General features: G+C 72.8%; 18 protein-coding genes and 1 riboswitch. Of the genes, 12 read left to right on the top strand and 6 right to left on the bottom strand.

Annotated elements, in window-relative coordinates; genetic code table 11:
- Positions 1–39 precede the first annotated feature (39 nt).
- From ACZ7H1_RS21675 to ACZ7H1_RS21665, 3 genes are all read right to left on the bottom strand, one after another.
- Positions 40–726: a DUF5995 family protein gene (locus ACZ7H1_RS21675; RefSeq protein ID WP_470788778.1), complete on the bottom strand. Its 687-nt coding sequence runs from the start codon at positions 724–726 to the stop codon at positions 40–42.
- Positions 727–812: 86 nt separating this feature from the next.
- Complete coding sequence (locus tag ACZ7H1_RS21670) at positions 813–2,195, bottom strand: uracil-xanthine permease family protein (protein WP_470788776.1); 1,383 nt, start codon at positions 2,193–2,195, stop codon at positions 813–815.
- A 71-nt stretch (positions 2,196–2,266) separates the two neighbouring features.
- Positions 2,267–3,493: an MFS transporter gene (locus tag ACZ7H1_RS21665; RefSeq protein WP_470788774.1), complete on the bottom strand. Its 1,227-nt coding sequence runs from the start codon at positions 3,491–3,493 to the stop codon at positions 2,267–2,269.
- A 171-nt stretch (positions 3,494–3,664) separates the two neighbouring features.
- Between ACZ7H1_RS21665 and ACZ7H1_RS21660 the strand changes: the two genes are divergently transcribed.
- Positions 3,665–4,786 carry an ROK family transcriptional regulator gene (locus tag ACZ7H1_RS21660; RefSeq protein WP_470788772.1) on the top strand — a complete coding sequence of 374 codons (1,122 nt, stop codon included), beginning with the start codon at positions 3,665–3,667 and terminating at the stop codon, positions 4,784–4,786.
- A 10-nt stretch (positions 4,787–4,796) separates the two neighbouring features.
- Complete coding sequence (locus ACZ7H1_RS21655) at positions 4,797–5,366, top strand: hypothetical protein (RefSeq protein ID WP_470788770.1); 570 nt, start codon at positions 4,797–4,799, stop codon at positions 5,364–5,366.
- Here ACZ7H1_RS21655 and ACZ7H1_RS21650 read toward each other — a convergent pair.
- Positions 5,332–6,081 carry an SDR family oxidoreductase gene (locus ACZ7H1_RS21650; RefSeq protein ID WP_470788768.1) on the bottom strand — a complete coding sequence of 250 codons (750 nt, stop codon included), beginning with the start codon at positions 6,079–6,081 and terminating at the stop codon, positions 5,332–5,334. The two genes, ACZ7H1_RS21655 and ACZ7H1_RS21650, sit on opposite strands and share 35 nt — an antisense overlap.
- Before the next feature lie 275 nt (positions 6,082–6,356).
- Positions 6,357–8,738: a chitinase C-terminal domain-containing protein gene (locus tag ACZ7H1_RS21645; protein ID WP_470788767.1), complete on the bottom strand. Its 2,382-nt coding sequence runs from the start codon at positions 8,736–8,738 to the stop codon at positions 6,357–6,359.
- A gap of 270 nt (positions 8,739–9,008) precedes the next feature.
- Positions 9,009–9,139, top strand: a riboswitch (FMN riboswitch).
- A 181-nt stretch (positions 9,140–9,320) separates the two neighbouring features.
- On the opposite strand from ACZ7H1_RS21645, the gene ribD reads away from it, so the two are divergent.
- The 10 genes from ribD to ACZ7H1_RS21595 all read left to right on the top strand — a co-directional run bounded on the left by ribD (position 9,321) and on the right by ACZ7H1_RS21595 (position 17,862).
- Positions 9,321–10,382, top strand: coding sequence for a bifunctional diaminohydroxyphosphoribosylaminopyrimidine deaminase/5-amino-6-(5-phosphoribosylamino)uracil reductase RibD (gene ribD / locus ACZ7H1_RS21640; RefSeq protein ID WP_470788765.1), 1,062 nt, complete (start codon positions 9,321–9,323; stop codon positions 10,380–10,382).
- Complete coding sequence (locus ACZ7H1_RS21635; RefSeq protein ID WP_470788763.1) at positions 10,383–11,006, top strand: riboflavin synthase; 624 nt, start codon at positions 10,383–10,385, stop codon at positions 11,004–11,006.
- Entirely contained in the window at positions 11,003–11,662 is a 660-nt protein-coding gene (locus tag ACZ7H1_RS21630; RefSeq protein WP_470788761.1) for a nicotinamide mononucleotide transporter family protein, read from the top strand. The genes ACZ7H1_RS21635 and ACZ7H1_RS21630 overlap by 4 nt, the downstream gene beginning before the upstream one ends.
- Complete coding sequence (locus ACZ7H1_RS21625; RefSeq protein ID WP_470788760.1) at positions 11,659–12,957, top strand: bifunctional 3,4-dihydroxy-2-butanone-4-phosphate synthase/GTP cyclohydrolase II; 1,299 nt, start codon at positions 11,659–11,661, stop codon at positions 12,955–12,957. The genes ACZ7H1_RS21630 and ACZ7H1_RS21625 overlap by 4 nt, the downstream gene beginning before the upstream one ends.
- A 70-nt stretch (positions 12,958–13,027) precedes the next feature.
- The gene (gene ribH / locus ACZ7H1_RS21620; protein WP_470788758.1) at positions 13,028–13,513 is read left to right on the top strand and encodes a 6,7-dimethyl-8-ribityllumazine synthase; all 486 of its coding nucleotides are present in this window, start codon (positions 13,028–13,030) and stop codon (positions 13,511–13,513) included.
- 35 nt (positions 13,514–13,548) lie between these two features.
- A complete protein-coding gene (locus ACZ7H1_RS21615; RefSeq protein ID WP_470788757.1) occupies positions 13,549–13,830 on the top strand; it encodes a phosphoribosyl-ATP diphosphatase in 282 nt (93 codons plus the stop codon).
- Between the two features lie 74 nt (positions 13,831–13,904).
- A complete protein-coding gene (gene hisG / locus ACZ7H1_RS21610) occupies positions 13,905–14,762 on the top strand; it encodes an ATP phosphoribosyltransferase (protein ID WP_470788755.1) in 858 nt (285 codons plus the stop codon).
- 30 nt (positions 14,763–14,792) lie between these two features.
- Positions 14,793–15,257: a PH domain-containing protein gene (locus ACZ7H1_RS21605; RefSeq protein ID WP_470788753.1), complete on the top strand. Its 465-nt coding sequence runs from the start codon at positions 14,793–14,795 to the stop codon at positions 15,255–15,257.
- Positions 15,258–15,436: 179 nt separating this feature from the next.
- Positions 15,437–16,789 carry a hemolysin family protein gene (locus ACZ7H1_RS21600; protein WP_470788751.1) on the top strand — a complete coding sequence of 451 codons (1,353 nt, stop codon included), beginning with the start codon at positions 15,437–15,439 and terminating at the stop codon, positions 16,787–16,789.
- Positions 16,786–17,862 (top strand): hemolysin family protein, encoded by a 1,077-nt coding sequence (locus ACZ7H1_RS21595; protein ID WP_470788749.1) that lies wholly within the window; start codon positions 16,786–16,788, stop codon positions 17,860–17,862. Before ACZ7H1_RS21600 ends, ACZ7H1_RS21595 begins: the two co-directional genes overlap by 4 nt.
- Before the next feature lie 23 nt (positions 17,863–17,885).
- Here the strand turns inward: ACZ7H1_RS21595 and ACZ7H1_RS21590 are convergent, their stop codons facing one another.
- On the bottom strand, positions 17,886–19,829 hold the full coding sequence (locus ACZ7H1_RS21590) for an AAA family ATPase (protein WP_470788747.1): 1,944 nt from the start codon (positions 19,827–19,829) through the stop codon (positions 17,886–17,888).
- Between the last annotated feature and the right edge of the window lie 80 nt (positions 19,830–19,909).

The raw sequence follows: 19,909 nt of genomic DNA, 5'->3' as shown, positions 1-19,909 counted from the left end.
GGGTCGCACCGTCGCCCGGCACCGGTCAACCGCTACCCGTCATCCGCACAGCTGGACCGGGCGCTCGCAGCGCGCGGCGACGGGGGTGAGCAGACAGCGCCCGACCAGTCCCACGCCCGCGTCGAGCGACTCCCTGAACTCGTCCGCCAGGTCCGGTGATCCGCGCAGGCTCCACAGCAGCCGGGCGGAGGCCCAGGCAGCGTCGCGGGCGCGCTGGAGCGACCACGAGCCCAGCAGATGGGTGAGCGGGTCGGCGATCTGGAGCAGGTCGGGGCCCGGCATCAGCTCCTCGCGGATGCGCTCCTCCAGCGCCACCAGGGTCTCGCCGACCTGGTCGAAGTCCCTTTCGAGGGCGGGCGGATCGCAGTGCAGGGTCCGGCAGGTGGTGACCACCGCGAGCGCGAGGTCGTGGCCGATGTGGGCGTTGATCCCGGCCAGCGCGTGCTGGAGCGGCCGGACGCCGGGGTGGCGGCGGTACTGGAACAGCGGCCGCCAGCAGGCGGGCGCGCGGTCCCCGTCGGCGGCCGCCTCCACCGCGGCCAGGTAGCGTTCCGCGAACCGCGCGGCCAGCGTCGCGGCGGTCCGCCGCACCGGGAACTCCCCCGATCTGATCCGCCGTTGCAGTTCCTCGGTGACGGCGAGGTACACGCGGTTGAAGACCGCGACGCCGTCGTGCGGGGGGAGCCGTTCGTCCAGCGCGCGCATCCGCGTGAGTACTGCATCCATGGGGGCAGGTTCGCAGCATGCGGTGCGGGTACGGGGAACTTGGCCGGGTGCTTCCCCGGTTCGGGCGAACGCGTCCCGGACACCGGCTAGGGGGTCGCGCGCTCGTCGTAGGCGGAGGTGCCCGAGTCCAGCAGGGGTTCCTGCTCCTTGAGGTGCGCCGGGGCGAAGAGGCGCAGTGCGTGGTAGCCGGTGATGACCACGATCGTGCCGAGGGCGATGCCGCCGAGTTCGAAGTTGTCCGAGATCTGCAGCTTCACCCCGCCGACGCCGATGATGATGCCGGCGGCGGCCGGGACCAGGTTCAGCGGATTGCGCAGGTCCACCCGGCCGTTGAGCCAGATCTGGGCGCCGAGCAGGCCGATCATGCCGTAGAGGATGACGGTGATGCCGCCGAGCACGCCGCCGGGGATCGCCGCGACGACCGCGCCGAACTTGGGGCACACGCCGAACAGCAGGGCGAATCCCGCGGCGGCCCAGTAGGCGGCCGTGGAGTAGACGCGGGTCGCCGCCATCACGCCGATGTTCTCGGAGTACGTGGTGTTCGGCGGGCCACCGACTGCGGTCGACAGCATGGAGGCCGCGCCGTCGGCGGCGATCGCGGTGCCGAGCTTGTCGTCGAGCGGATCGCCGGTCATCTCGCCGACGGCCTTGACGTGTCCGGCGTTCTCGGCGATCAGCGCGATCACGACCGGCAGGGCGACCAGGATCGCCGACCACTCGAAGGCCGGTGCGTGGAACGACGGCAGCCCGAGCCAGTCGGCCCTGGCCACCCCGGAGAGGTCCAGCCGCCAGTGGTCGACGGCCTCGGCGCCGCCCGCGGTGGAGTGGATCTTCCCGAAGACCCGGTCGAAGACCCAGGAGATGCCGTACCCGAAGACCAGGCCCAGGAAGATCGCGATCCGCGACCAGAAGCCGCGCAGGCACACCACCGCCAGGCCGGTGAAGAGCATCACGAGCAGCGCGGTCCACTGGTCCTGCGGCCAGTACGTCGCCGCCGTCACCGGGGCGAGGTTGAAGCCGATCAGCATCACGACGGCGCCGGTGACCACCGGGGGCATCGCCGCGTGGATGACCCGGGCGCCGAAGCGCTGCACGGCCAGGCCGGCGAGGAACAGCGCGGCGCCCACCACGAACACCGCGCCCGTGACGGTCGCGCTGTCCCCGCCGGACGCGCGGATCGCGGCGGCCACACCGACGAAGGAGAGCGAGCAGCCCAGGTAGGACGGGATCCGGCCGCGGGTGGCGAGCAGGAAGATCGCCGTCGCGATGCCCGACATCATGATGGCGAGGTTCGGGTCCAGCCCCATCAGGACGGGGGCCACGAAGCTGGCGCCGAACATGGCCACGACGTGCTGGGCGCCGAGCCCGGCGGTGCGCGGCCACGACAGCCGCTCGTCCGGCCGCACCACCGCTCCGGGGGCGGGGGTCCGCCCGTCGCCGTGCAGGGTCCAGCCCACGCCGAGGCGCATGTTCCACTCCGTTTCCGCCCGGCTGCCGCCGGGGTGGTGCTGCTGCGGGCCGCGGCGCGGCCAGCCGTATCCTACGGTCGTATTCCTGCGGGTTCGTCCTGGTTGGACGCCTCGGAGGCGGCGGCCTCCCGGTTCGTACGCCCCTTCTGCCGCAGCACCGAGGCCCCCGCGGTCAGTGCGAAGGCGAGCAGCGTGACCAGCCCGAACGACACCACCAGGGAGGTGGCGTCGGCGACCGCGCCGATCGCGGAGGGGGCGATGAGCCCCGAGGTGTACGTGATGGTCGCGACGCCCGCGATGGCCTGCGCGGGGGCCGGGCCGCTGCGCGCGGCCGCGGCGAAGGCCAGGGGCACGACCACCGCGATGCCCAGCCCGATCAGCCCGAACCCGGCCAGCGCCGCCCCCGGATGGGAGGCGGTGACGACCAGGAGCCCGCCGGCGGTGGCGAGCAACCCGCCGGTCCGCACGGTGCGGACGGGCCCGAACCGGTCCACCACCCGGTCGCCCGCGAGCCGCGCCACGGCCATCGTGAGCGCGAAGGCGGTGGTGGAGGCGGCCGCGAGACCGGCGTCGGTGTGCAGGACGTCGCGCAGGTAGACCGCGGACCAGTCCAGGCTCGCGCCCTCCGCGAAGACGGCGCAGAAGCCGACGGCGCCGATGAGCAGGGCGGACCGGGGCGGCAGGGCGAAGTGCGGCGGCGGTTCCTCGCCGGGGGCGCTGCGCAGGTCCAGCACGCCGCGGCAGGCGAACAGCCCCAGGGCGGTGAGGACGAGGGCCGCGACCAGGTGGTGCAGGCGGGCGTCCGTACCTGCGTGGGCGGCGACCGTGCCGGCCGCCGATCCCAGCAGCGCGCCGACGCTCCACATGCCGTGCAGCGACGACATGATCGAGCGGCGCAGCCGGTTCTCGGTCTCGACGCCGAGGGCGTTCATCGCCACGTCGGACATCCCGGCCGTGGTGCCGTACACGAAGAGGGCGAAGCAGAGCGCGGGCAGCCCGGGGGCGAGGCTCGGCAGGGTGAGGGAGAGGGTCCACAGCGCCAGCAGGCCGGTCAGCGCGGTGCGGGCCCCGAAGCGGTGGTTGATCCGCCCGGCCAGCGGCATCGCGAGGGCCGCGCCGACGGCGGGGAAGGCGAGGGCCATCCCCAGGGCGCCCGCGCTGAGCGACGCGTGCTCCTGGATCCAGGGGATGCGGGTGGCGAAGCTTCCGGTCACCGCGCCGTGGACGCAGAAGACGGACGCGATGGCGAAGCGGGCGCGGCGCAGCCGCCGCGGGGTGAGGTCGGTGTCCCCAGTCATGGGCGTAAACTATCAGGGAACCTGCCTGATGATTAAGCCCCCCGCGTCACCCTCCGCAGAACCCCGCACCACGCCCGCAACACGCCCGCACCAACCAGAGCGAATCGAACCGGGAAGCCGCCTGTGAACCGAACTGTGGACCGAAGCGATAGTTTCTGGACCGTGCGTTCGATGTCTTCTGCCTCCCCGAGCACGGCCCGTGCGATCAACGACCGGCTGGCGCTGCGCCTCCTCCAGGAGGAAGGTCCCCTGACGGCGACCCAGCTCAAGGCGCTCACCGGCCTGTCCCGGCCGTCCGTCGCCGACCTCGTGGACCGGCTCTCCGCCTCCGGCCTGATCGAGATCGTGGGGGAGTCCGGGGAGCAGCGCCGCGGCCCCAACGCCCGCGTGTACGGGATCGTCGCCCGCCGCGCGCACCTCGCGGCCCTGGACGTCCGCACCGACAGCGCCACCGCCGTCGTCACGGACCTGCTGGGCCGCCCGCTCGCCCGGACCGAACTGCCCCCCGGCGCGGCCGGGGACGCGGTGGCCCAGCTGGAGCGCACCGCCCGGGAGGCGGGCGCCGGGGAGCTGCACACGGTTGTGATCGGCGCACCCGGCCTGGTGGCACCGGCCACGGGCGAACTGCGCAGCACCGCCGGCCTGCCGGCCTGGCACCGGGAACTGGTCGCCCTGCTCCAGGAGCGGCTGCCCGCCACCGTGCTGGTCGAGAACGAGACCAACCTGGCCGCGGTCGCCGAGCAGCGGCTCGGCGCCGCCCGCGACACCGAGTCCTTCGTCCTGCTGTGGCTGGGCGCCGGAGTGGGCGCCGCAGTGGTCCTCGACGGACGGCTGCGCCGCGGCGCCTCCGGCGGCGCCGGCGAGATCGGCTTCCTGCCGGTCCCCGGCACCGGCGGGCTGCCCTCGGCCACCGGCTGCGAGGGGGGCTTCCACGCCCTGGCCGGCCGGGCGGCCGTCGGGAGGCTCGCAGCGGAGCACGGATTCCGGGGCACGGCTGAGGAAGCCGTGGCGGGAGCCGCCGGTGAGGCGTTCCTCGACGCGCTCGCCGAGCGCCTCGCGGTCGGCGCGGCCGCGGTGGCCGCCGTGCTCGACCCGGGCTGTGTGGTGCTCGGCGGCGAGCTGGGCCTCGCCGGCGGCCCCGGCCTCGCCGACCGGGTCGCGGCCCGCCTGCTCACCCTGACCCCCGTCCCCACCGGGGTACGGGCCACCGCGCTGGGCGGTACCGCGGTCCTCGAGGGCGCCCGGCTGGTGGCCCGCGACGCCGCCCAGGACTCCGTGTTCACGACCGGCTGAGGGGGAGACCGTGCTGATCGACGAGGCCATGGACCGGTGGGACTTCCAGGAGGAGCACACCCTCGTGGTCCCCGCCCCGCCCGCGGACGTCTGGCAGGCGCTGCAGGAGCTGACGCCCGCCGACGTGCCGGTCGCCCGCCTGCTCATGGGCGTGCGCTCGCTGCCCGCCCGGCTCCGCGGCAGGACCGGTGCGACAGCGGACGGCGGCGCCAGGACGCTGCGCGACGCGCTCGCCGGTTCCTTCGTACCGCTGGCGGAACGGCCCGGCGAGGAGACCGTGTCGGGCGCCGCCGGGCAGTGGTGGAAGCCCGCGGCGCCCTTCGTCCGCCTCGACGGGCCGGAGCACTTCGGCCGGTTCGACGCCCGCGGCCACCTGAAGGCCGTCATCGGCTTCCGGGTGACGGCCCACCCGCGCGGCAGTCTGCTCTCCACGCGGACCCGGGTCCTCGCCCTCGACCCGCGCACCCGGCGGATCTTCGCGCCGTACTGGTACCTCCTCGCCCGCCCCTTCGGCGGAGTGATCCGCCGGGCCGTGCTGCGGGCCGTCAGCGCCCGTGCCCGGAGCTCTTCGCGCGCATGAACTCCGCGAACGCGGCCGTCCCCGCGGCGCGGTTCGGGGTCAGGTGGCCGCCGCGCCGGAAGGCCGCGAAGGTCTTGCCCGGCAGCCGGACCGGGAGTACCGGGCGGCGGCTGCCCGTGGCGCGCAGGTAGACGCGGGCCAGGTCCGTCATGGCCACCGCCTCGGGGCCGCCCAGGTCGGGGACCCGCCCGGCCGGCGGCAGGACGGCGAGCTCCGCCAGCCGGCGGGCGACCTCCGCGACGTCCAGCGGCTGGTCCCGGACCCCCGCCGGGGCCGCCAGGAAGGGCAGCTTCGACTGGGCCCGGAAGAACGTGGCGACCAGGTCGTGGAACTGCGTGGTGCGCAGGATCGTGTACGGCAGGCCCGAGGCCTCGATCTGCTGCTCGACCCGGTACTTCGTCCGGTAGTAGCCGAGCGGCACCTCGTCCACGCCCACGATCGAGATGTAGAGCAGGTGCCGGATCCCGGCCCGCCGGGCGGCCGCGATCAGGTGGCCGGCGGCCGTGTCGTCGCCGCCGCGCGGGCTGCTCGCGCAGTGCACGACGACCTCCGCGCCCGCCAGGGCGGCGTCCAGCCCGGCGCCGTCGCGCAGGTCCACGGGGTACTGCGGGGACCGGCGGCTGAGCACCCGGACCTCGTGCCCGTCGGCGCGCAGCCGCGCGACGACGAGCGAGCCCAGGGTGCCGGTGCCGCCGGTGACGAGGATCGTGCTCATGGGTCCTGCCTTCGCTGTGTGGGATGCGTATGCGTACACAGTTCAGACCGGATGGCGCTCAGGAATGTGACATCCGGGCCGGAGGAACCGCAGCTTGTCCGGGTTGTCCTCGAATCCGTCTGCGTCCGGTGCGCTCAGGTGCACGAGGGTGCCGGAGAGCCGGGACGGCGGAGGACCCGGTGGCCGCCGGGCCACCGGGTCCTCACGGGTGCAGGGAGCCCGACCCCGCAGGGTCGGCGCACGATCGGCGAAGGATCAGCGCGGGCTCCGCCGCGTCAGCAGGCGCCCTGGTCCTTCCAGACGCCCCACTCGCCCGTGGTGCCGGGCTCTTCGTTCTGGGTCCACCACTGGGCCTTCCAGGTGCGGCCCTTGTGGGAGACGAGCGCGCCGCTGTTGTAGATCGTGCCCGCGACGTAGGCCGGGGTGGTGCAGGTGCCGCCGGTGCTTCCGCCGGTGGTGCCGCCCGTCGTGCCGCCGGTGGTCCCGCCGGTGGTGCCGCCCGTCGTTCCGCCCGTGGTCCCGCCCGTCGTGCTGCCGGAGCCCGGCTCGACCAGTGTCGTGCCGCGCGCCAGGTCGCCGGCGAGGGCGTACGTCGTGCCGGAGATGTTCACCGTCCAGTTGGAGGGCGTGGACACCGGCAGGTAGTAGTTGAAGGCCAGGTCGACCGTGGCGCCCGGGGCCAGCGACTGCCAGGCCGGGAGCTTCAGGGAGACCCGGTGGAAGTCGCCCTTGAGGCCGCCGACGTTGTTGCCGGTGTGGCCGCTGCTGATCACCTTGGTGCCGAAGCCCGACTGGTCCGAGGCGTTGTTCGGAGCCGAGGTCGAGTAGTCGAACTGGAACTCCGTGCCGCCGGGCAGCGCGGTCTTCGTGTTGTTGGTGATCTTGATCTTCGGGGTGAGCGGGTAGTTGGAGTCGCCCAGCTTGAACTCGGTGAACTCCGCCTTGACGTCCACGGCCTGCGTCGGCAGGGCGCTGCCCGCCTTCTTCGCGCCGTACGGGGCGGCAGCCTTGAACTTGTCGTACATCAGCGAAGTGAGCGTGTCACCGGGCTCGTACTGGCCCTTCGCGGCGTTCCAGGAGTAGTCGCCCGCGAGCTCCCACACCATGGTGCCGCCGATGCCGCGGTCGACCACGTAGTCCGCCTTGGCGGCGACCGACTGCTCGTCCTCGGTGGAGAGGAAGACCTTCTTCTGCGCGTTCCACAGCCACGGCGCGACCAGCGTCGCGTCGTACTTGCGGGCGTAGGTGCCGGTCAGGGTGGTGTTCGCCGGGAAGCCGTACTTGGTGACGTAGTCGCCGACGACGCCCTTCTCCAGGTTCTTGGCGTGCCACATCGGGTTGGAGCCCGCGGGGGACTCGACGCCGTTGGTGTCCTTGTCGTGCCACAGGTTGTCGATGCCGACGGCCCCGTCGCCGCACTTGGTCAGGCCCGCGCCCGCCGGGCAGGTGGCCGCCGCGGCCTTGCCCCACAGGCCGTCGGTCCCGCCCTGCACGTTCTTGAAGCCGCGGGTGTAGTACGGCAGGCCGATGTTGATGCGCCCCGCCGGCATGGACCCGCGGAAGTAGTGGTACGCCCAGTCGGTGTTGAGGTAGCCGATGCCGCCGTACTGCTGGCTGCCGTACACGCCCGCGGCGGCCAGCTCCCCGTCCTTGCCGTCGTCGAAGAGCGAGGCGTTCGGGCCCACGTACTCGTTCCAGGCGCCGTGCAGGTCGTAGGACATGATGTTGACGTAGTCCAGGTACTTCTGCATCTGGAACGTCTCCATGCCCCGCAGCAGGTAGCCGGAGGAGGGGGCGGCGACGGTGAGCAGGTAGTGCCGGCCGTCGGCGGCGCCCGCGGTGTCGAGCTTCTCGCGCAGCGTCTTCATCAGCGCCGCGTAGCCCTGGACCAGGCCCGCGCGGCGGGCGTTGGCGAGGGTCCAGTCGAGCGGGTTGCCCGCGTCCTTCATCGTGGTCGGGTATTCGTAGTCGATGTCGACGCCGTTGAACCCGTACTTCTTGATGAACGCGACCGTCGAGTCGGCAAAGGTGTTGATGCCGGCCTGGTTGACCGAGCCGTCGGCGTTGGTGGCCATCGAGTAGAAGCCGCCGGAGGCCACCCGGTCGCCGTTGTCGGCGAAGTAGCCGCCGGTCTCGGCCCAGCCGCCGACCGACACGAGGGTCTTGACGGCGGGGTACTGCTTCTTGAATTTGTTCAGCAGGTTGAAGTGGCCCTTGTACGGGAGGGCCGGGTCCATCTCTGCGCCGGCGACGCCCGGCCAGGTCATCCCGGTGGCGGCGTTCGACGGGCCGTCGGTGCCCACGGAGATCTTGTTGTCGCTGCCGACGTGGGCGAACGCGTAGTTCAGGTGGGTGACCTTGGACCACGGGATGTTGTTGGCCAGATAGGCGGGGGTCCCGTCCTTGCCCGTGCGCCAGCCGGTGAAGTAGCCGATGACGCGGCGCTGGTGGTCCGCGCCCATCTTCTCGCGGCCCTCGGTGTCGTAGACGGAGCAGTAGGGGACGTCGACGCCCGGGGTCTTGTGAAGCCCGTCGGGGCGACAGGACTCGTTGTCGGCGGCGTGCGAGACGCCGGCCGAGAGCGAGCTGAACAGCAGGCCGGCAACTGCGGCTCCGGCTGCCATCAGCGTGGCTCTCGTGCGCGTGGGGGACAGCACGATCGTGCCTCCTGGGGAAGGGAGGTTGGCAGGACACAACGAACTGATAGGTGGCGCGTGTTGGCCCGTGATGTGCGCACATCTGACGGGCTGTCTCCCGGGAAGGTGAAGCAGACATTAAGAGGACTAGACCACGCCGTCAATAGGTCTGGACCAAAGCCGGGCGGGGCGGTTGAACCTGCCTGAATGCGTCCGGTTGTGAGCCAGGCCACACTCGGTCACCCGCATGGGCGTCGATCGGGCGTGGCACACTGGCCCTAGTACCAGTAGCAGCGCACTCCGGGGTCGGTGTAATTCCGAACCGGCGGTTATAGTCCGCGACCCGTCCGCAGCCAGCGGCCGGTTGACCAGGTGAAATTCCTGGACCGACGGTTAAAGTCCGGATGGGAGGCAGTGCGCGGCGGGCCAGTCACAGGTACGCCGCCGTTGGCGGTTCACCGGCGTTTCCGCCGTTGGGCCGGCCGTTTTCGGCCTCGGCGTCCCCGTGCGTGTCCCGCTCTTCTGTCGTATCCCGACAGGCCCCGGAGTCCGTGCCCGATGAGGCAGGAGGACCCGGTGGCGCACCACGCCGATGCAGACGCCATGCGACGAGCCGTTGCGCTCGCCGCCCGCGGCCTCGGCTCCACGAGCCCCAACCCCGTCGTCGGCTGCGTCGTCACCGACGCTGCCGGGACCGTCGTGGGCGAGGGTCACCACGAGCGCGCCGGCGGCCCCCACGCCGAGGTGAACGCCCTGCGCGCGGCCGGCGAGCGGGCCCGCGGCGGCACGGCGTACGTCACCCTCGAACCCTGCAACCACACCGGACGCACCGGCCCCTGCGCCCAGGCGCTGATCGACGCCGGCATCGCCCGTGTCCACTACGCCGTCGGCGACCCCAACCCGCAGGCCAGCGGCGGTGCCGCGACCCTGCGCGCAGCCGGGATCGAGACCACCGGCGGGCTGCTGGAGGCCGAAGCGGCCGAAGGCAACGCCGCCTGGCTGACCTCCGTCCGCCTGGGCCGCCCGTACGTCCTGTGGAAGTACGCCGCCACCCTCGACGGCCGCATCGCCGCCGCCGACTCCACCAGCCGCTGGATCAGCTCCGCCGGCTCCCGCGCCGACGTCCACCGGCTGCGCGCCGAGTCCGACGCCGTCGTCGTCGGCTCCGGCACCCTGCGCGCCGACGACCCCCACCTCGCCGTCCGGGGCGTCGAGGGCGCCGTCCAGCCGCTGCGGGTCGTCGTCGACACCCGCGCCGGCATCCGGCCCGGCGCCCGGGTCCTGGACGACGCCGCGCCCACCCTCGTCGCCGTCGCCGAGGACGCCGACACCGGCCACCTGCCGGGCGTCGAGCTGGCCCGGCTGCCGTACGACGGGCCCGGACTCTCCGTGGACGCCCTGCTGCGCGAGCTGTACGCGCGCGGCGTCCGCTCCGTACTCCTCGAAGGCGGGCCGACCCTGGCCGGCGCCTTCGTCGCCGCGGGAGCCGTCGACAAGGTCGTCGGCTACCTCGCCCCGGTCCTGCTCGGCGCGGGCCCCGCCGCCCTCGCCGACGCCGGGATCACCACGATCGCCGACGCGCTCCGTCTCGAGATCACCGAGACCGTCCGCATCGGCCCCGATCTCCGCATCACCGCCGTCCCCACCGCCCCCAAGGAGCACTGAGTGTTCACCGGAATCGTAGAAGAACTGGGCGAGGTCACCGCCGTCGAGGAGCTCGAGGACGCCTCCCGCTTCCGGCTGCGCGGCCCGGTCGTCACCGAAGGCGCCAAGCACGGCGACTCGATCGCCGTCAACGGCGTCTGTCTGACGGTGGTGGAGACCGCGGACGGCGAGTTCACCGCCGATGTGATGGCCGAGACCCTCAAGCGCTCCAGCCTCGGCGCGCTCGGCGCCGGCTCCCGGGTCAACCTGGAGCGCCCGATGGCGCTCGGCGGGCGGCTCGGCGGCCACCTGGTCCAGGGCCACGTGGACGGCACGGGCACCATCGTCTCCCGCACCCCCTCCGAGCACTGGGAGATCGTCAAGGTCTCGCTCCCGGCGCAGCTGTCCCGCTACGTCGTCGAGAAGGGCTCCATCACCGTCGACGGCGTGAGCCTGACGGTGGTCGAGGCGGCCGCGGACTGGTTCACCATCAGCCTCATCCCCACCACGCTCGCGCTCACCACGCTGGGCATCAAGCAGAGCGGCGACCCGGTCAACCTGGAAGTCGACGTCCTCGCCAAGTACGTCGAGCGCCTCCTCGCCGCCGGCGTCGACCCGCTGCACGCCGGAGGCACCCCGGCATGAGCGCCCTGACCTGGCTGAACTCCGAGGCCTTCACCGTCTTCGGGCAGCACATCAAGTGGGCCGACATGATCGGCAACACGGCCGGCCTGATCGCCCTCGCCCTCGGCTGGCGCCGCTCCATATGGACCTGGCCCATCCAGCTCCTGTCCGGCGCGATCCTCTTCGTCGCCTTCGCCGCCGGCCACCTCTCCGGCAGCGCCGGCAAGCAGGTCGTCGTCGTCCTCGTGGCCACCTGGGGCTGGATCCAGTGGACCCGCGGCCGGCAGCAGGCCCAGGACGGCTCGCTCGCCGTGCGCTTCGCCACCTGGCGCGAGCGTGCGTACCTGCTCGGCGCCGCCGCCCTCGGCACCCTGGCCGTCGGCGGGCTCTTCACCGCCTTCCCGACGCTCTCCTGGGACGCCTGGCCCGACGCGTACGTCTTCGTCGGCACGATCGTCGCCATGTACGCCCAGGCCAAGGGCATGGTCGAGTTCTGGTTCGCCTGGCTGCTGGTCGACGCGGTCGGCGTGCCCCTCGCCTTCGCCAACGGCTACGCGTTCTCCGGCCTCGTCTACGTCGTCTACGGCGCACTCGTCCTCTGGGGCGCCTACGACTGGTACCAGCGCTCCCGTACGACCTCCACCTCCACCCCGGCTCTCGAAGGAGCGGCGGCATGACTCTCAAGCCCGTACCGGATCTCGTCGATGGCACCGAGAGCTTCCGGCTGGATCCCGTCGAACAGGCCATCCGCGACATCGCGGCCGGCCGCCCGGTCGTCGTCGTGGACGACGAGGACCGCGAGAACGAGGGCGACCTCGTCATCGCGGCCGAGAAGGCCACCCCCGAGATCGTCGCCTTCATGATGAGCGAGTGCCGCGGCCTGATCTGCGCGCCCATGGAGAACGACGAGCTGGAGCGGCTCGAACTCCCGCAGATGGTCGCCGAGAACACCGAGTCGATGCAGACCGCGTTCACGGTCTCCGTGGACGCCACCGCCGCGCACGGCATCACCACCGGCATCTCGGCCTCCGACCGCGCCACCACCCTCCAGCTGCTCGCGAGCGGCACCACCGACGCCTCGGACTTCGTCCGCCCCGGCCACATCTTCCCGCTGCGCGCCAAGCCCGGCGGCGTCCTGACCCGCCCCGGCCACACCGAGGCCGCCGTCGACCTCGCGCGGCTCGCCGGACTGCGCCCCGCCGGAGCGATCGTCGAGATCGCCGGCGAGGACGGCGTCATGCTGCGGCTGCCCGAGCTGATCCCCTTCGCCCGCAAGCACGGCCTGACGATCATCTCCATCGAGGACCTGATCGCCTACCGCCGCGGCTCCGAGCCCACCGTCCGCCGCGAGGCCGAGGTCAGCCTGCCCACGTCGTTCGGCGAGTTCACCGCCTACGGCTACCGCTCCACCGTCGACGGCGTCGAGCACGTCGCCCTCGTCCACGGCGAGATCGGCGACGGCGAGGACGTCCTCGTCCGGATGCACTCCGAGTGCCTGACCGGCGACATCTTCCACTCGCTGCGCTGCGACTGCGGCCCCCAGCTGCACGCCTCCATGGAGCGCATCACGACCGAGGGCCGCGGGATCGTCGTCTACCTGCGCGGACACGAGGGCCGCGGCATCGGACTGCTGTCCAAGCTGCGCGCCTACGAGCTCCAGGAGCGCGGCCGCGACACCCTCGACGCCAACCTGGAACTCGGCCTGCCCGCCGACGCCCGCGACTACGGCGCAGGCGCCCGGATGCTCGCCGACCTCGGCGTCCGCTCGGTCCGTCTGCTGACCAACAACCCCGAGAAGTCCGCCGCCCTGGTCCGCGGCGGGGTCCGCGTCACCGGCCGGGAGCCCATGCCGGTCGAGGCGGGCGAGCACAACCTGCGGTACCTGCGCACCAAGCGGGACCGCATGGGTCACGACCTGCCCTGGCTGGACCCCGCAGCGGCCGCCGCGGTGTCCGCCTGCGGCAACCAGTGACCCGCGGCAGCCGTAACCCCGTAACCCCGTCATCCCGTTTTAGTCGTAACCCGAAGCACCGAGGAGAGCTGTGAGCGGCAAGGGCGCACCCGAACTGAGCGTACGTAACTGCGGTGACCTGCGGGTCGCCGTGATCGCGGCGCAGTGGCACGAGAAGGTCATGGACGGCCTCGTCGACGGCGCCCTGCGCGCCCTGCACGAGCTCGGCATCGACGAGCCCACCCTGCTGCGCGTGCCCGGCACCTTCGAGCTCCCCGTCGTGGCGAAGGTCCTCGCCGAGCGCGGCTACGATGCAGTGGTCGCCCTCGGCGTCGTCATCCGCGGCGGAACCCCGCACTTCGACTACGTGTGCCAGGGCGTCACCCAGGGCCTCGTGCAGGTCTCCGTCGACACCGGCGTACCGGTCGGCTTCGGCGTACTGACCTGCGACACCGACGAGCAGGCCCTGGACCGGGCCGGCCTCGAGGGATCCAACGAGGACAAGGGCCACGAAGCGGTCACCGCCGCAGTCGCCACCGCCATGACCCTGCGGACCGTCAGCGAACCCTGGCGCTGAGTGGCGGCGGTCCACCCCGTATTCTGAGGACCATCATGGCCAACAAGACCCCCAAGACGTTCGAGGAGCTCTTCTCGGAGCTCCAGCTCAAGGCCGCCAACGGCGACCCCAGCACCTCCCGCACCGCAGAGCTGGTCGGCAAGGGTGTCCATGCCATCGGCAAGAAGGTCGTCGAAGAGGCCGCGGAGGTCTGGATGGCCGCCGAACACGAGGGCAAAGAAGCCGCCGCCGAGGAGATCTCGCAGCTGCTGTACCACGTCCAGGTGATGATGGTCGCGCGCGGGATCACCCTCGAAGACGTCTACAAGCACCTCTGAGCCGTACCGCCGTACCCCTCGCACACCGCACGCTCCGCACAGCACCACACTTCTCGCGAAAAGGAACCGACCCCATGCTGCGCATCGCCGTCCCCAACAAGGGTTCTCTCTCCGGGCCTGCGTCGGAGATGCTCCATGAGGCCGGCTACCGCCAGCGCAAGGAGTCCAAGGAACTCGTCGTCATCGACCCCGACAACGAGGTCGAGTTCTTCTACCTGCGCCCGAAGGACATCGCGATCTACGTGTCCTCGGGCAAGCTGGACATCGGCATCACCGGCCGTGACCTGCTCCTGGACTCCGGTGCCAGCGCGGAGGAGATCCTGCCGCTGAACTTCGGCCGCTCGACGTTCCGCTACGCCACCCGGCCGGGCACCGCGAAGGGCCCCGAGGACTTCCACGGGATGACGATCGCGACCTCGTACGAGGGAATCGTCGCCAAGCACCTCGCCGACAAGGGCATCGACGCCTCCGTCGTGCACCTCGACGGCGCGGTCGAGACCGCCATCCAGCTGGGCGTCGCCCAGATCATCGCGGACGTGGTCGAGACCGGCACCAGCCTGCGCAACGCCGGCCTGGAGGTCATCGGCGAGCCGATCCTCACCTCCGAGGCCGTCGTGGTCCGCCGCGCCGGCACGGAGGCCGACGAAACCGTCGACCTCCAGGTCCAGACGTTCCTGCGGCGCCTCCAGGGCGTCCTGGTCGCCCGCAGCTACGTGATGATGGACTACGACTGCCGCGCCGAGCACCTGGAGCGGGCCGTCGCCCTCACCCCGGGCCTGGAGTCGCCGACCGTCTCCCCGCTGCACAACGAAGGCTGGGTCGCGGTCCGCGCCATGGTCCCGGCCAAGGAGGCCCAGCGGATCATGGACGACCTGTACGAGCTCGGCGCGCGCGCGATCCTCACCACCTCGATCCACGCCTGCCGTCTCTGATCCACACCCCCGAAAAGGCAACAGCACACCATGGCCGAGTCCGCCGCCCCCGCCGAACAGCCCACCCTCCCGGTCACCTTCCGGCCGACGCGAACCCGGGCCGTTCTGCTGGGCGTCGGCTCGGCCATGTTCGCGACCATCACCGCGGTCGCCCTGATGCTGGACCGCCTCAGTACCGGCGAGAAGATCAGCTTCGTCTTCACCGCCGCCCTGCTCAGCTCCGTCCTCGTGCTGCTCAGCCGGCCCAAGGTCGTCGCCGACGAGACCGGTGTGACCGTGGTCAACCTCACCACCCGCCGCCGGCTGGCCTGGGCGCAGATCCTCCGGGTGAACCTCCGCCCGGGCGACCCCTGGGTCTTCCTCGACCTCAGTGACGGCACCAGCCTGCCCGCCCTCGGCATCCAGCCCGGCGTGGCCAGGCAGCAGGCGATCGGCGACGCCCGCACCCTGCGCGCGCTCGTCGAATCCCGCGGCACCGGCACGTCCGCCACTTGAGCCCCCATTGCGGGGACGATCGCAATGACTACCCTGGTGGCGGGGCGCAGCCGTGCGCCCTGCCGCCGGCCCCGGATCCCCGTGGCCCGCGGGCACCTGCGACTCGAGGAGTGACTCCCTCCAGCAATGGACGGATCGTCCGGTAGTACCCGCGCCGCCACCTCACCGGAGGCGGCGGCATGACCATCCCCCTGATCCTGCTCGGGGCGGCCTTCGCCCTGATCCTGGCCAACGGCTTCTTCGTGGCCGCCGAGTTCGGCCTCGTCACCGTCGAGCGGCCGGAGGCCGAGCGCGCCGCCGCCGAAGGCGACCGCCGCGCCCGAACGGTCGTCAAGGCCCTGCGCGAGCTGTCCTTCCAGCTCTCCGGCACCCAGCTCGGCATCACCCTCACCTCCCTCGTGGTCGGCATGCTGGCCGAGCCCGCCCTCGCCGGGCTGCTCGCCGGCCCGCTCACCGCGACCGGACTTCCCACGGGCGCGGTCCCCGGAGTCTCCGTCGTCGTCGGCATGCTGCTGGCCTCCGCCGTCCAGATGGTGGTGGGCGAGCTGGTGCCGAAGAACTGGGCCGTTTCCCGGCCGCTCCAGGTGGCCCGCTTCGTGGCCGGCCCGCAGCACGCCTTCTCCCGCGCCTTCCGGCCGGTCATCTCCGGCCTCAACACCGTCGCCAACCACCTGGTACGGGCGCTCGGCGTGGAGCCCACCGAGGAGCTGGCCTCCGCCCGCACCCCCGGCGAACTCGTCTCGCTGGTACGCCATTCGGCCCAGGCGGGCGCGCTGGAACAGGACACGGCGGACCTCTTCGTCCGCACGCTCTCGCTCGGCGGGCTCACCGCCCAGCACGTGATGACCCCCCGCGTCCGGGTCAGCGCGCTCCACTCCACCGCGACCGCCGCCGACGTGCTCAACCTGACCCGCGCCACCGGCCTGTCCCGGTTCCCCGTCTACCGCGAGCGCATCGACGAGATCGTCGGAGTGGTCCACCTCAAGGACGCCCTCGCGGTGCCCGAGCGGGACCGGCTGCGCACCAGCGCCGGCCTGATCTCCGTACCGGCCCTGCTGGTGCCGGAGACCCTGCCCGTGCAGGCGCTCCTGGATCGGCTGCGCAAGGAGCAGCCGATGGCCGTCGTCGTCGACGAGTACGGCGGCACCGCCGGGGTCGTCACGCTGGAGGACATCGTCGAGGAACTGGTCGGCGAGGTCCGCGACGAGCACGACCGCGCCGAGGAGCAGACCCCCGAGCTGGCCGCCGCGCCCGCCGAGGACGGCAGCCCCGCCTGGGACGCCGACGGCTCCTGCCGGGTGCACACGCTGCGCCGGATAGGCCTCGAGGTGCCCGAGGGACCGTACGAAACCGTAGCCGGACTCGTCGCCGACCTGCTGGGCCGGATCCCCGCCCCCGGGGACCGCGCCGAACTCCCCGGCTGGCGGCTCTCCGTGCGCCAGGTCGGCCGCTACCGCGCCGAGCAGGTGCGCCTGGTGCGCACCGTGCCGGCCCGGCCGGCGCCGGAACTGGAAGCGGTGGGCGGCCGGTGAACGCGCTCCAACTGCTCTTCGCCCTGCTGCTCGTGCTGGCGAACGGCTTCTTCGTGGGCGCCGAATTCGCCCTGGTCTCGGTCCGGCGCAGCCAGATCGAACCGCTCGCCGCCGGCTCCAAGCGGGCCCGCCAGACCCTGTACGGGCTGGAGAACCTGCCCCGGATGATGGCCGCCGCGCAGTTCGGCATCACCCTGTGCTCCCTGACCCTCGGCGCGGTCGCCGAGCCGACGGTGGCCCGCCTCCTCGAGCCGCTCTTCCACGCCGTGCACGTGCCGGAGGGGCTGATCCACCCCCTCGGGTACGCCGTGGCGCTGGCCGCGGTGGTCTTCCTGCACCTGGTGATCGGCGAGATGGTGCCGAAGAACCTCGCCATGGCCGCCCCGGAGCGGACCGCGCTGTGGCTCAGCCCCGGACTCGTCGGCTTCGCCCGGGTGTGCGGGCCGGTCACCACGGCGCTCGGCGCGTGCGCCCGCCTGGTGCTCCGGCTCTTCCGGGTCGAGCCCAAGGACGAGGTGGAGGCCGTCTACACCAGCGCCCAGCTCGGCCGCCTGGTCGAGGACTCCCGGCAGGCCGGGCTCCTGGAGCCCGGTGAGCAGGAGCGCCTGGAGGACGCCCTCGAGCTGGGCAGCCGCCCGGTGACCGACGTCCTGCTCGACCGGGCCCAGCTGGTCACGGTCGGCCCCTCGGCGACCCCGCGGCAGATCGAGGCGCTGACCGTGCGCACCGGCTACTCGCGCTTCCCGGTCCGCTCGGACGGCGGCGTCTTCATGGGCTACCTGCACGTGAAGGACGTGCTGGACCTGGAGGACCGGGAGCGTGCGGTGCCCCAGCACGTCTGGCACCGGATGACCACGCTGAGCGCCACCCTCCCGCTCGACGACGCGCTGAGCGTGATGCGCCGGGACGCCACCCACCTGGCCCAGGTCGCGGACCCGGCCGGCCGGGTGCTCGGACTCGTCGCGCTGGAGGACGTACTGGAGATGCTCGTCGGGGAGGTACGGGACCCGGCGCACCGGCGCCGCGCCCCTGCCCCGGCGGCCCGCCGCCCCGCCGAGGCGCTGGTCCGCTAGGCCGTCTCCGGGGAGACGGGCGCTCACAGCGGTGGCGGATCCGTCCGGCCGCGGTCCTGCGGGCCGCGGCCGGACAGCACCTCGCCGTACGCCTGCATCAGGTCGGGCAGCCGCAGGGTGGCCAGGTCCTCGCGGCCCGGGGTGCCCGGGTAGCCCGCCAGCCGCAGGTCGCGGTAGGCGCAGCTCTTCTCGTACAGGGTGCGCAGGAAGCGGCCGTTGCCGAGCTCGTCGATCCAGCCCTGGTCCACGACGTGCGCGCTGATGCTGCGCAGTTCGTCGAGGGCCTCCTCGTCCCAGCGGTCGCCGTTGGCCTCGGCGAGCACCTCGCCGATCGAGGTCAGTTCGAGGGGCCGGTAGCTGGGGAAGTCGACGCGGCTGGTGAAGCGCGACGACAGCCCGGGGTTGGTGGCGAGCAGCCGGTCCATGCCGGCCGGGTAGCCGGCGAGGATGACCACCAGCTGGTCGCGGTTGTCCTCCGCCCGCTTCAGCAGCACCTGGAGGGCCTCGTCGCCGTACGCGTCGCCCTTGCTGTAACCGGAGTTGGACAGGCTGTACGCCTCGTCGACGAACAGCACCCCGCCGATCGCCGAATCGATGAGTTCGTTGGCCTTCACTGCGGTCTGGCCGAGGAACTCGCCCACGAGATCGGCCCGTTGGGCTTCCACCAGGTGGTCGCCGCCCAGCAGCCCGAGGGCGTAGAACACCCGGCCCAGGATCCGGGCCACGGTCGTCTTGCCCGTGCCGGAGGGCCCGGAGAAGACGAAGTGGCGCTTCGGGGGCTGGACCGGCAGCCCCTGCCCGGCCCGCAGCCGGGCCATGTGCAACTGTGCGGACAGCGCCTTCACCTGGCGCTTGACCGGCTCCAGCCCCACCATCCGCTCCAGCTCGGCCAGCGCCTCGGCGAGCAGCGCGGGGTCCGCCGGCCCGGCCGGCAGCGCGGGCGGCCCGGGCTGGAGCGGTACGGCGGGCTTGCGGCGGGCCCGCTCCGGCGGGGCCGGGGCGGGCGGCGGGGCCGCCGGTCCCGGACCGAACCGGGCCTCGCGGCCCTCGGGCGGCTCGGGGGCCAGCAGCGGGTCCGCATCCGACTGCCCCTCGGCGATGTCCTGCGCGGTGCCGCCGCCCATGGGCACGGCGGCGTAGTCCCCGCCGGACGGGAAGCCCGGCCCGTCCAGTGCGTCGAGCCCGTCCGTGCCGTCCAGCCCGTCGCCCTCGGCGATCGCGGTCAGCCGGGCCGCGGTGTCCATGAAGGCCGGATCGACCCGGTGCACGGCGCGGTAGAGGGGGAGGGCGGCGGCGCTGCGGCCGGTGCCCTCGTGGGCGCGCGCCAGCCAGTACCGCAGCTCCTTGCGCTGCGGCTGCTCGCTGCGGCAGCGCATCAGTGCGGCCGAGAGCACCGGCTCGGCCTGCCCGTACATCTCCAGGCGGACCCGGGCCATCCCGCCGAACAGCCCCGACTCGATGCCCAGCAGCGGGTCGTCGACGAGCGGCTCGGTGTGCCGCACGAGCTGGTCCCAGTCCTTGACCAGGTACGCGCGGCAGGCGTGCAGGAAGCGGACCTGCGGGTCGGCGTCCACCGGCGGCAGCCCGGCCAGCGCCTGGTCCAGTTCCGGCACGTGGCGGCCGTCCAGCCAGTGGGAGGCGTGCGCGAGGAGCAGGTCGCGGCGGCTCTCCAGCACCGGCTGCACCCACCAGCCCAGCCAGTACCAGGAGTTCAGCGTGCGCCGGTGGCGCGTCCGCTGCTCGCCGAACCGGTCCCGGTGGGCGTACATGCGCAGCAGCGCACTGGTGGTGTCCACGCGGAGCGCGTGCAGGCCCAGCCAGGCGTCCGCCATGCCGGGATCGAGCTGCACGGCGGCTCTGAACTCGTCCTCGGCCTGCGGATATGCGCCCATCGTGTACGCGTCCACCCCGCGCAGCCAGGCGAGTTCGGCCGGGGCGTACGTGCCGCCCTGCCTGCCGAAGTCCATTGCATCCCCCAACCTCCGCGTCTTGGACGGGAGTTACGCAGGCCGCTTCGCCGGATCAGGTTCGCATCGTACCTGCGGTT

The organism is Streptomyces sp. NPDC037401, assembly GCF_055602345.1.
This window is presented reverse-complemented; position numbering and strand designations above follow the sequence as displayed.